7 protein-coding genes and 2 pseudogenes are annotated in these 12463 nt (G+C 52.0%); 2 read left to right on the top strand and 7 right to left on the bottom strand.

The window, feature by feature from the left end:
• From BG55_RS17135 to BG55_RS17105, 7 genes are all read right to left on the bottom strand, one after another.
• The coding region (locus BG55_RS17135) for an amino acid adenylation domain-containing protein (RefSeq protein WP_034940010.1) at positions 1-1298 on the bottom strand (1298 nt) is incomplete at its 3' end.
• A gap of 56 nt (positions 1299-1354) precedes the next feature.
• A complete protein-coding gene (locus BG55_RS17130) occupies positions 1355-2581 on the bottom strand; it encodes a cytochrome P450 (protein WP_034940009.1) in 1227 nt (408 codons plus the stop codon).
• Between the two features lie 1592 nt (positions 2582-4173).
• The gene (locus BG55_RS23325; RefSeq protein WP_084276350.1) at positions 4174-6372 is read right to left on the bottom strand and encodes a tyrosine-type recombinase/integrase; all 2199 of its coding nucleotides are present in this window, start codon (positions 6370-6372) and stop codon (positions 4174-4176) included.
• Positions 6369-7367: a tyrosine-type recombinase/integrase gene (locus tag BG55_RS17120; RefSeq protein ID WP_034940007.1), complete on the bottom strand. Its 999-nt coding sequence runs from the start codon at positions 7365-7367 to the stop codon at positions 6369-6371. Before BG55_RS17120 ends, BG55_RS23325 begins: the two co-directional genes overlap by 4 nt.
• 362 nt (positions 7368-7729) lie before the next feature.
• Positions 7730-8269 (bottom strand): ester cyclase, encoded by a 540-nt coding sequence (locus BG55_RS17115; RefSeq protein ID WP_034940005.1) that lies wholly within the window; start codon positions 8267-8269, stop codon positions 7730-7732.
• A gap of 66 nt (positions 8270-8335) precedes the next feature.
• Positions 8336-9055 carry an SDR family oxidoreductase gene (locus tag BG55_RS17110; protein WP_034940004.1) on the bottom strand — a complete coding sequence of 240 codons (720 nt, stop codon included), beginning with the start codon at positions 9053-9055 and terminating at the stop codon, positions 8336-8338.
• A 3-nt stretch (positions 9056-9058) separates the two neighbouring features.
• Positions 9059-10168 (bottom strand): alkene reductase, encoded by a 1110-nt coding sequence (locus BG55_RS17105; protein WP_034940002.1) that lies wholly within the window; start codon positions 10166-10168, stop codon positions 9059-9061.
• Positions 10169-10267: 99 nt separating this feature from the next.
• Between BG55_RS17105 and BG55_RS17100 the strand changes: the two are divergent.
• Positions 10268-11179: pseudogene (locus tag BG55_RS17100) on the top strand (LysR family transcriptional regulator).
• Between the two features lie 123 nt (positions 11180-11302).
• Positions 11303-12343: pseudogene (gene umuC, locus BG55_RS17095) on the top strand (translesion error-prone DNA polymerase V subunit UmuC); the annotation flags it as partial.
• Positions 12344-12463 lie beyond the last annotated feature (120 nt).

The raw sequence follows: 12463 nt of genomic DNA, 5'->3' as shown, positions 1-12463 counted from the left end.
ACCCCGGGGCAGCGCAGCAGCTGCGCCTCCACCTCGCCGGGCTCGATGCGGTAGCCGCGGATCTTGACCTGGTCGTCGAGGCGCCCCAGGTACTCCAGCGTCCCGTCCGGGCGCCAGCGGCCGCGGTCGCCGGTGCGGTACATCCGGCCTTCGCCGGTGAAGGGGTCCGGGAGGAAGCGCTCCTGCGTGAGCTCAGGGCGGTTCAGGTAGCCGCGGGCGACGCCGGCCCCGCCGACGTAGATCTCGCCGGGGACGCCGGGGGGCACCGGCTCGCCCCGGCCGTCCAGCACGTAGACGCGCGTATTGGCGATCGGGCGGCCCAGAGGGACGTCTCTGGTCTCCGGCGTCCCCGGCTGAACGGCGTGTGCGGTGGCAAAGGTGGTGGTTTCAGTAGGGCCGTATCCGTTGACAATGCACACCTGACCGCCCCGGGCCAGGACGCGGCTGAACATCGCCGGATCGGCTTTTTCTCCGCCGCTGAGCAGGTAGCGCAGCCGGGCCAGCGCCGTCGGTATAGCGGCGGCGTGGCGGTTAAACAGCGCGGTGGTCAGAAACAGCACCGAGACGTTCCGGTCGCGGATGAACGCCCCGAGCGGAGCACTCTCCAGCAGTGTATCCTGCGGGACCGTTACCAGACTCGCGCCGTTGAGCAGTGCTCCCCAGATTTCCATGGTGACGGCGTCGAAAGCCGGATTCGACGCAAACGCAATACGATCCGTCCGGCAGAAGCCGGCGTAACCGTTGTTAACCGCAATCCGGACAATGCCCGGATGTGTGACCATGACGCCCTTGGGCTGCCCGGTGGAGCCGGAAGTGTACATGATGCAGGCAACGTCAGGAACGCCGCCGTCAGGGAAGGCGCTGCGGACATCTCCGGCGTCGGTAGGCAGCTCGGTAATGTCCACCATCACGCCGGCAAACAGGCGGTCCGGTATTTTTCCCCTGCTCACCAGCGCGGTGGCACCTGAGTCCTCAAGCATGAATTTCAGGCGGGGCTCAGGTGTCACCGTGTCAACCGGGAGGTAAGTGGCGCCAGCCTTGAGCACGGCCAGCTGGGCCACGACAAGGGCGGCAGACCGTTCAAGCAGGATAGCCACCACGTCGCCGTGGCAGACGCCGAGGGTCATGAGGTGGCGGGCCAGGCGGTTGGCCCGGGCGTTGAGCTCGCCGTAGGTGAGCGTCTCCGTGCCGCACTCGACGGCGGTCGCGTCCGGTGTCCGCGCCGCGTGCGCCTCAAACATCACGTGAACGCAGCCCTGAAATGCCGGGACGGCGGGTGCCGATTGCTGTGGTTTCATGACATTACTCCGGTTTTTAGTAAGCCTGTCTGGATACTCAGTGGTGAGCGTCCTGGTTAGGATAATTTCACCGGCAGGCTGTTATAGCCTGATAAAAAAGTTGAGTAGACTGGCTGCGGAATTGATACCAGCGTTATTTCACTAATGAGAAGCCTTAAAGCCTCCATTAATGATTCGATCTCAAAACGTGCTAAGTTGGCTCCCAAACAAAAATGGTTTCCGTAACCAAATGATAAATGTTTATTAGGAGTTCTGTTCAGATCGGGTATTTCAGGGAGAATAAAGATCGTTTCATCAAAGTTTGCAGAACTGTTAAAAATGAATACCAGGTCTCCACGTTCAATTGTTTTTCCTGCAAGCTCATAGTCTGTCATTGCTGTACGTCCTGCATGCCTGGCCACTGATGTCCAGCGAAGTATTTCATTACAGGCATGTACCGGACTGACACTGCCCTCTTTTAACTCCTGCCAGATTTGCGGATAATCACAGAACAGCTTGACCAACCCTGTCAGGGTCAAACGAGTGGTTTCATCACCTCCGAGAAGTAGGCTGTAACAGTTGTAAATGAGTTCTGTCTGCGTCATCCTTAATTCGCCGTCACATAGTCCGATTAAATGGCTCAGAAGGTCGTCTTTATTACTACCTGTGTCCATTAACCGGGACTTGTAAAGTCGCAGAAAATACATCAATAACTCATTTCGAGCCGTCACCGATTCATGTTTATTAAACACCTTTTTCTCAGAAGAAATACATTTACAGGCCATTTCATAAAGTAATGGCCTGTCTTTATCAGGCACACCAATGATCTGACATATTGTCATGATGGGGATAATGTTGGATATTTTTTCCGCGAAATCGAAAGACGAGCCATTCAATGAATCTTTAATAAGATTTATTACGTTTATTTTGATTTCAGACTTGATTTTCGCTAACTTCGAAACTGAAAAATATGAAGAAATTGCTTTTCGTAAAATTTTATGACGTTCACCATCAGAAACAGGTAACATCTTTCCCCCGGCTGAATCTCCACCGCTGAGAAGGGTCTCCATAATATTCCCAGACGATGATGAAAACACCTCGCTGTTTTTATAGACCGAGACAGCGAGTTGATAAGATGTTACAACCCAGAAACCTGGGGTGTTTTTTAGCGCAGGATGCCAGACTAAAGGACATTCCTGACGTAGTTTTTTCCATACATCGTGAATGTTGGTATTCAGGTAGAAGTCAGGGGATGACATGTCAATGTCATCAATAAAATTTTTTAAAGACTGAGACTTGCTCATACCATTCTCCAGACTTTAACTTATTAACTTAGCAGAAAGTATTTGTATCTATATAACTAGATACAATAATAAATATTATCGAAATGCTCATTATTGATGAAAATTTCAGTAATACAAATTAATATAAATCAGAAAAAAGCAAGAATTCCTTTATCAGTTAATCAGAATTGAGCTTCATTACTATGACACTCCTGTCTTTAAAGAATGTCAAATTAATTTTTTAATAAAAATTTTATATGGTTGTCTAAATATTTTACTTCCTAATATCTCTAGACTTTTTCCAGTCTGTGGTTGCCACCCGGCAATGAACTTTAAAGTGGCGGACTTTCTCAGTAACAGCCATATTGACCGACACAGATGATTTCTGTGATATTTTCGTGTAGCCCCTGCCACAGCCGTTCAACATGATTAACTCATGGCGAGTAGATAGGCTGAAGCAAAATCCGGAACTTCAGATTCTGCTTCAGCCCACGCCAGCGTCTGCTGACAACTGAGTACAGCACCTGCTTTACAATCAGGGCGCTTCACCAGCCAGACTATTGTATTGAAATCAAAATCATTAGTATGATTAAGGTAGTGCTCGGACTATTGGACCAGTGATTCCAATGCAATTAGCTGGCATCCAGCCGATCATAATTATCCATTTCGCCCCCTCGAAATAATTGTTCCTAATACCACAACACATTACGTAGCCTCGTGGCACAAGAGATCATCAGCTTCGCATCACGAAATCCACTAATATCTAGGTTCCAGAGTTGTAGTAATGATCAATGAAATAATCGCCAAACGTTACCAGGTGAACCATTATTCGGAACAGCTATGTTAGAGGTCAAAGTATTCCACTCTGCGCATCCAGCATTAGCCAGAAAAGAAGGGCCTAACCAGAATTTCTTTCGCAGATTTCTTTGCAAACCACAAAAATTATGCTTCTTTTGCAACGAAATTTCCCTAGCTACAGAGCAGCATTAGCACAAATATTGTGCCAATGTTACCCATTTTTTTCCATGACGCAGCTTTGCAATATTTATGGCTGGATCAACAAGTCATAATATATTTCTATGTGCATTTGAACTGGTTCTATTTTATTTAATATTTTTTCTATTTTAAGATAAAAGTGGATTTTAGTAATCTATTAAGATAAAGGATAAATAGTTAAATAAAAACAGATAATCTAGACTGGAATTTTCTTTGTATGATGAATATCAATTCCTGTGTTTTATTTTAATCTTGTTAAATGCTTCATTTTTATTCAGTGCGTCAAAAATAAATAAAAATAACATGTATTTTTTCTGAGAGGCTATCTAAAGCCATATTCATTAAAAATAATAAATAAAATCATATTGAATTAATCAAAGAGTAAATAATTAAATAAAATCATCTAGTTACTGAATGCGTACTTATAGCATGGAGAAGCAAAGTTCTCACTTAAGACAGTAAAATTGTCAGTCCTGACTGATTATTGATCTGATAAACTGGTCCGGCTATTCCGGAAAGACGATACGCCCCATTCTGTCTGACTTATAAAATAGATATATCAAAGGATAACCATATAATAACGCTCAGAGCATTTTGCCGATAACGTTTCGTTTGATTCATCCCGGTGTGGCTACTTTCTGGAGAGAATTCGTCAGTCGTGTCATCGCCTCAATGCCATCCTCCACAGCTGCCCGTTCGACTTCCGTCAGCGGTATTTCCTGCAGCATTCTTATCAGGTTGTGTTTTCCCTCAAGATATTGCGCTTCAGAGGAATTCTTAGGCAGATAAAATGAGCATTTCGCACAGGCCATACGATGTGGGCACTGCTCAAAAAAATCATAGCTGCATAAACCGTGCCCCAGGTCGTAATAACGCCAGGGTTCTCCGGTTTGGGGAAGACCTGCCCGGATTGCATTCTGGTCGATCAACACAGAAACCATGCGACGGTTGCGTTCAAAGTAACCGGCTTTCCCGAGTGAGCCGGCAAGACGGGTTGGTGTGATCTCAACATAATGGCGGGTGGATTCCGGCGAAGCATGGCCCAGCCATTTCTGCAGTTCAAGAATATCAAGCGGTTCGCGGGCATTATAAAGCTGGCTGGCGATTGTCGCTCTTGCACGGTGGCTGGTGAACCTGCCTCTGGCATCCTGCTCAGGTATACCCGCTTTTTTACACAACAACGGGATGAGCGATTTATTGATGTAGCTTCCGTGCACCCGTTTTCCCCGGTGCATAAAAAGAAAATGCACACTCTCGCCAGTCTTTGGGTCTTCCTGAAGCGCCTGCAGGCTACGAACCTGTTCCCAGCGTTCGATACAGTCTCCAACTACAGGGTCCACCGGTTTTGTGAACGCCGCGTAAGTTTTACTGATCGGAACATCCAGCAGACAAATACGTTGTTCGTCATTTTCTTCTGAGATCTGCCAGCGGATACAGCCGCACCGCATACGCAGAATTTCATCACGTCTGAGGCCGCCAAACAGCCAGAGCACACTTAGCGCCCTGACCATCTCAAGCGGATAAAAATAAGGATACCCGACGCAGCTGGGTAAATCTGTCTCCTGCAGGTTCTGCCCTGCGTGAATTAATTTACACCAGAGCTCATCGCTCACAATACGGGGATCGGGACCAATCTGCGTACTCAGGCTTTTCGGTGTTCTCAGCACTCGTTCCGGGCTGAACTTAACCGGTATCCATCCCCATTCCTGAAGATCACGAAAGAACGTCTGCATCTGGCCCAGTATTCTCGTTCGGGCTGCCGGCATCATCATTTTTCCCAGCCTGTCTCGGTACATACCTCCGGGGTTAGCCCACTCGCCCACTTTCATGCTGCACACAGCAGTGACCCAGGCCATTGCCGTTTCCCGCGTCCAGCTGGATGGTGACACACAACCCGGATGGCACTCTGCCAGCCAGCGGCCGCATTTCAGCAGGACATACCAGCCAGACATGACTGATGAGGGTCGCAGAACCGATGTTGCGCGCCATCGTTCGCACCAGGAAAGCCATTCAGCAGGAACATCGGCCACAGCAATATATTCGCGCACAGGGCGACGTCGCTGCGTTATCCGGTGTTCAAATCCTTCAGCGAAAACTCCCTCCGACGCCAGTATGCGTGACAGGGTGGCGGAGGCTTCGCGAAGATAAGCTGGCCCCACAGTTGAAATGTGCTTCAGTACCTCAATTTTCAACTTATCAGGGGCCGACTCGCGCTGTATGAGCATCGCCATACACATCGCATTTCTGACCCCGTTATTTCGACCGTCAAGGGGGACATATCCCATTTTCTGCATAATTTTATCAAGCCAGCGAACGGCATCATCAGTAGCCTGCCGGCCAAACACTTTAAGGCAGAGACGATACTGATAGAATACGCCGCAGTATTCCAGTCGTCCAAACCCACAGAGCAGCCAGGCCAGCGCCATAACATATTGTCGGCAGTTGCCGCTGGCACCAAATCGCTGCCGAAATTCACCTTCAGTGCGACAGATAACCGCAGACCATTCGTCCGCTGACCAGGCCCAGTATGTTTTCCGGGTACGGTGCATCTCCAGGGTGATATCATGGATGGATGAATTGTATGGCGCTTTCGCTGCATGCATCCCGATCAGCGTGTGACGCAGAGGGAGGAGGAGACGGGAAAGCGGTTTCAACACGGAAGGTGGCCAGTTTTTGCCGCCCTGCCGGAAGTGGCTGACCAGTGCATCCAGCGCCTCAGGTTCACCCGCAACGAATTCAGGCCGTGTATCCCAAAGGGGATCAGGAAAACTGAGTGGCGCTTCAGGACAAGGTGCCGTCTGTTCGGATCGCATCATGGTAAAGAGTCCTGCGGTTGCAGCGCCTCGAGGCGGCGGGTATGTAAAGATGCCACCGTGCAGTTGAAACGGCGGCTCAGATCGCGTGCGCTGAGATGGATATACAGCAACGTTGACTGGATGCGACGATGGCCGGCAAATGCGGCAATTTCATGGATATCCCAGCCGGCACGGGCCAGTTCCGTCAGGCAGAGATGCCGGAAAGTATGGGTACTGATGAGCGGCAGTTCGGCTTTGAGGGCCAGCCCGCGTACTACTTTCGACCATGTCCAGTTACTGATGGGGTCTGCCCTGTTACGGGGAGAGTGCGACAGAAACAGCGGGCCACGGGATATGCTCAGCATACGGCGCTCAGCCAGCCAGGCCGCGTAGAGCTCGCCGGTCACAGGGGAATAGGGAACCACCCGGCCAAAACGATTTTTGGTATGCTCTGCGCGCACTGTAAGCAACCGCCGGGATGGATCGACATCACCGGTAGACACCGTACAGAGTTCTTCCCGGCGCAATCCGCAGTCGTAAGCCAGCGCCAGCATAAAACGGGTCCGGGTGTCCGCCTGCGCGGCCACCGTAAGAAAATGCAGCCAGTCCCCATCATCCGGGATCCACGGCAGTCGCCGCTGTACAGGGACTATGCCTGGTTTTCCCTTCCCGTTATTTTTCCAGCTCCCCCTTCTGACTGGATTTTTTTCCCGGAGTCCCTCCTCACAAAGCCAGTCGCTGTAAAGTCTCACCACCGTCAGCCGGTGACGAAGAGTGGCCGCGGAGAGGTGACGACCTGCGTGCAGACGGCGGATATACAGTGCGACCGTATCATGCCCGGCGTCGATTGCCGTCAGGCCACAGGCCTGGCAAAATGCAAGCCAGTCATTGACCCCACGCGCATAAGCACTGATGGTATTCGGAGCCCGTAGCAGATCTTCCTGAAGACATATCCACCGGCGAGCTGAAGTCTCTCCAGCCAAAAAAGGCAAAGCTTCCAGCAACTTTCTTTGCACGTTATCCCCCCGGTCCCCAAAATTAACTGTATAAAATATAGCCAATTCCAAATAACTTATAGGCTAAGGCCCTGGGGATACGCATGGGCGTTCCATGGTTTCAGGTGAAAAAGCAAGATTTCCCTATTAAAATCAATGTATTCAGTTCAAATTATGCGCTGTAGTAAGTTAAGTGGAATGCAACATTGACGGAGTAAACTTTGAGCAGCGAAGCTGTTGTCAGAGGTAAACACCATGGTGATTCCCTGAATGAACATGCCCTGTTGCTGGCCGAGCGCTGGCTGAAACTGTTAGCCTTCATTGTTCTCTCAGTCATACTTCCGCCGGTATTTCAGATTCACACGGTGCAGCAAGGCTGCGCGTCAGAGCGCACCGAGCTGTTTCATCAGGGTCAGGTTATCTTCTATATGCCAGTTGGCCTGGATTTTACCGCCCCGCACCTGATAAATGTCCGTGGCGATGAAATCAACTTTCTGCCCCTCCCCCTTCAGCTTTTCGAACGTTCCGGTAAAGTGTCCGCGGAAGTGCAGATGCGATACCACACGGTCACCGGCAATGATCATCTGCTCAACTTCACAGCTCAGGTCAGGTACCGCAGTGCGGAAAACCCGCGAGGCCAGTACGGGTCCCTCAGGTCCCTGCTTACGTCCTTCAGGTGGCGTCTTATCAATAAAGTCAGCTGCCAGTGACTCCCGCGCAAGGGCTTCATTACCCGTGTTCCAGAAGGTGTCATACCGCCGGGCGGCCATTTCACTTTCTGTCAGGCGTGCCCGTGACAGGCTGCCGTCAGTTATCAGTTTGTCGGGCTTAATGAGCGCGTCCTGAGCAGAAAAAGCAGCGCCGGAAGTGCTGATAAGCAATGCCCCTGTAAGCGCTGAAAACACCGTTGATATTTTCTTCATAAATCACTCCTGTATGTCATAAAAACATGAGAAAAGAATTCCGGAAGTACGCCAGAAAGTGCGGCATCACCTGATCAGTGCACCACCGTCAATATCAATTACCGAGCCGGTGACAAACGGGTTATCCAGCACAAACAGATAGCCTTTTGCAATGTCTTCCGCTCGCCCCCAGGCTTTCGCAGGCAGACTTTCAGCAGCAGCCCGAAGCATGTTTTTCCGCGCATCAGGTTCCATGCCAGCGTACGCTTCGGTATCCGTGAGGCCGGGGCTGACTACATTCACGCGCAGCGGCGACAGCTCTCTGGCCAGCACCTTCGCTGCGGACTCGATAGCGGCATTCATTGCGGTCTTCACAATCGCACCGGCAACGGTGCGGCGGGCCAAAAAACCACTGGTAAACGTCAGGGTGCCCTGCGGGAGAATGTTCCCGCCCAGGTGCCGGGCCGCATGGATGCTTCCCCAGAATTTGGTATCAAACGCCTGACGCGCCGCATTGAGGTCCATTTCTGAAAGGGGTCCCCCGGGTGCCTGAGAGCCGGCAGTAAAAATAATGTGGTTCACGCTGCCCAGGGTTTTAGCAAGTGCGCTAACCTCAGATTCATTGCTGACGTCCAGTACCCGTGTGGAAATCACGGCCTGCCCTGAACTGAGCTTCAGACTGACTGCATCGAGTTTCTTACCGTCGCGGCCCGCAAGAATGATTTCGCCCTGGCGCTCAGCCAGTGCCGTGGCTACAGCAAATCCGATGCCTGACGCACCGCCGATGATTAACGTTTTCATGGTCATTGATTACTCCTTGTGCGTGTTATATGACGGATAATCGGTATACCCGGCTTCTGTTCCGCCAAAGAGCGTGGCGGGATTACCCAATGGCGCCAGTGGCAGCTGATGCTGCATCCGGTACGGCAGGTCAGGATTGGCAATAAACGCCCGCCCGAAGGCCACCAAATCGGCTAAACCTTTATCAAGTATCCTCCGGGCCTTTTCAGCCGTGTAGTTACCAGCAACGATGATGGTGCCTCTGAACGTGGCGCGCAGCGTTTCGCGAAAGCTGTCCGGCACCTGTGGCGCATCGTCCCAGTCGGCCTCCGCCATATGGATATACGCAATGCCTTTCTCCTCGCACCAGGCCGCCAGTGCCAGCAGGGCTTCAGTGACCTGCGGGTCATCCATCCCCCGCTGCGTGATGAAGGGCGAAACGCGGATGCCCGTACGGGCGCGGCCCACAGCATCACTGACCGCCCCGAGCACTTCCTGCGCAAAGCGGATTCGGTTAATCAGGCTGCCGCCATATCTGTCCGTGCGTCTGTTGGATGTCCTTCTCAGAAACTGGTCAATCAGGTAACCATTACCTCCGTGCACTTCCACGCCGTCAAACCCGGCATGCACGGCGTTCAGTGCTGCCTGACGGTAGTCTTCAAGGATGCCCTGGATATCAGCCTCGTCGAGCGCCCGTGGCACAGGGCATTCAGCCATCTGACCCTCACCTTTGTCATCAACGACCCATACCTTCGCATCCGGAGCAAGGGCAGAGGGCGCGACCGGTCGGCCATCGGGATGAAAACTCGCGTGCGACATACGCCCGACGTGCCAGAGCTGTGAGAAGATGACGCCGCCGGCCTGGTGAACCGCGTCTGTTATGAGCCGCCAGCCGGCAATCTGTTTACCCGAGTAAATTCCGGGCGTCCATGAATAGCCCTGCCCCTGAGGGGATATCTGCGTGGCCTCCGTCACAATCATCCCCGCACCGGCACGCTGCCGGTAGTACTCTGCCATCAGCGCTGAAGGAATATTTCCCGGCTGAAGCGAGCGGGAGCGGGTCATAGGGGCCATGACGATGCGGTTTTTAAGGGTAGCCTTTCCCAGGCTGTAAGGTTCGAAAAGTGACTGACTGTTCATATGCAGCTCCCGAAAAATGTTCAGTGAGGGAACATTACCGGCACTACACTCTTTTGATAATGGCAGCAAAACAACAATGACTGTTCGGAAAAAATGAAAATGGGAAAACTGGAAGATATGGCTCTGGTTGTGGAAGTCGCAGAATCCGGCGGTCTGTCAGCGGCCGGACGTCGTCTGTCGCTTTCACCGGCATCTATGACCGCAAGGCTTAAAACGATTGAAGCACGTTATCAGACCTGTCTGTTTCACCGTTCCACGCGCGCGATCACGCTGACTAAAGCGGGCGAGGACTTTTATCATGCTGCCCTGCGCGTTCTGAGCGAAGCGAAGCAGGCAGAATCGCTCCTGACGCAGAAAGATTGCGTGCTCAGCGGCAACATACGTATTTCTGCGCCTTCCGATTTTGGCAGGCAGTATCTCAGCCCCGCCCTGCTGGACTTTACCCGGATTCATCCGGGCGTGACAGCCTCGGTCTGCCTGGGCGAACGGGTGGAGGACCTGATAGCCAGCCGGCTGGACATGAGTATCCGCTTCGGCAACCTGCCGGACAGCAGCCTTGTAATCCGGAGTATTGCGCCCAATCACCGGGTGCTGGTCGCATCGGGGAGCTACCTTGAATCCGCAGGCATGCCCGCCTCACCGTAAGCTTTACGCGACCACAGATGTCTGGCGCTTGAGTTGCATGGCGTTGTGCTGAATGAGTGGCGTTTTGAAACAGATGGCGTAAGTGAAACCGTCAGGGTGAATCCCGCGATGGTGTGTGATGATGGCGCAGTGCTGCGTCAGTGGGCTTTGAACGGGGCGGGTATTGCCGGCAAATCCTGGTGGGACGTCAAAAAAGACGTTGAGCAGAAAAGGCTTCACGTGCTGTTTGCAGACGATTTTGTCGGTTTCAGCCGTTATGATGGTAAAAACGTTGGCATGCAGTTTGTCTACCCGCAGCGTAAGCTTCAGCCACGGCAGGTCTCCGCATTCACCGAGTTTTTCATTGACTGGCTCAGAAACGAATAAATTCAGAACATGCGCCTTACCTGCGACTGTCCTGAGCCCGGCTGCTGAAGTAACAGATAACATCCGTTTCTGTGATCTGCTCTGTGACAGGACAAGTCCGACAAATTTCCATTCCACATAAACGCTGACATGTCTAACAGAGTGATGACGGTGCTTGGTACACTTGCCCCCCGACTGGAAGTCTACAGCATTGATGAGGCTTTCATGGATGTCAGTGGAATTGAATGCAGTACGGATTATGAGGCTTTTGGGCAACAGGTCCTTTCGGAAGTCAGGGCAGCAACGGGCCTGACAGTCGGCGTTGGCATTGGCCCAACCAAGACGCTGGCTAAGAGTGCCCAGTGGAGCAGCAAAGAGTGGCCGCAGTTTAAAGGGGTACTGGCGGTCACCACGCGAGCCAGAGCTGAGAAAATGCTTCTTCGTCAGCCGGTAGAAGAGGTCTGGGGCGTGGGCGGGAGAATTGCGAAGCGCCTGAAGACAATGGGTATTGAAACGGCGCTGGATCTCTCTCGCGCCAATCTGGCGATGATACGACGCCAGTTCTCCGTGGTACTTGAACGCACCGTGCGAGAGCTGAATGGTGAGAGCTGCATCAGTCTGGAAGACGTTCCGCCGGTGAAACAACAGATCGTCTGCTCGCGGTCATTTGGAGTGAGAGTAACGGATTACGTTCAAATGCGTCAGGCAATCTGCCAGCATGCTGAACGTGCCGCAGCAAAACTGCGTGGTGAAGGACAGTATTGCCGTCAGGTCAGCGCATTTATCAAAACTTCACCATTTACGCCGGGCGAAATCTATTACGGCAACCTTGCTTCTGAGTCGCTCTTATCTCCAACCCGCGATACGCGTGACATCATTGAAGCGGCCGTACGAGCTCTCGATAAAATATGGCAGGATGGTCACCGTTACCTGAAAGCAGGCGTCATGCTGGGCCAGTTCTCGCCTTCGGGGGTATCGCAACTAAACCTCTTTGATGAATCACTACCCAGAGCTAACAGCGAGCGGCTGATGAACGCTATTGACGGTATAAACCAGTCAGGCCTGGGTAATATATGGTTTGCAGGAAGAGGGATTGCGCCAGAGTGGCAAATGAAGCGCGGTATGTTGTCACCTGCTTATACCACGCGCTGGAGTGATATTCCCAGGGCGAGGTTTGATATTTAGCCCAGGTACGCGCTCTTTAACAATCTGCTTTCAGAGCGGTAGCTGGTGCGCTTCGCACACTTATCCAGTCACATAATCTTTTTGGCCGTCCAGTCATATCTGATTTTACTCTGTGTGATA

It is taken from the genome of Erwinia mallotivora, assembly GCF_000590885.1.
Lineage (GTDB): Bacteria > Pseudomonadota > Gammaproteobacteria > Enterobacterales > Enterobacteriaceae > Erwinia > Erwinia mallotivora.
Note: the sequence above shows the minus strand (reverse complement) of the source record. Positions and strands in the feature narration are given on the sequence as shown.

What these genes read in the sequence shown, in the direction of transcription:
- BG55_RS17130 (WP_034940009.1), bottom strand. Translation starts at nt 2,581, where the DNA reads ATGAGCAAGTCTCAGTCTTTAAAAAATTTTATTGATGACATTGACATG.
- BG55_RS23325 (WP_084276350.1), bottom strand. Translation starts at nt 6,372, where the DNA reads ATGATGCGATCCGAACAGACGGCACCTTGTCCTGAAGCGCCACTCAGT.
- BG55_RS17115 (WP_034940005.1), bottom strand. Translation starts at nt 8,269, where the DNA reads ATGAAGAAAATATCAACGGTGTTTTCAGCGCTTACAGGGGCATTGCTT.
- BG55_RS17110 (WP_034940004.1), bottom strand. Translation starts at nt 9,055, where the DNA reads ATGACCATGAAAACGTTAATCATCGGCGGTGCGTCAGGCATCGGATTT.
- BG55_RS17105 (WP_034940002.1), bottom strand. Translation starts at nt 10,168, where the DNA reads ATGAACAGTCAGTCACTTTTCGAACCTTACAGCCTGGGAAAGGCTACC.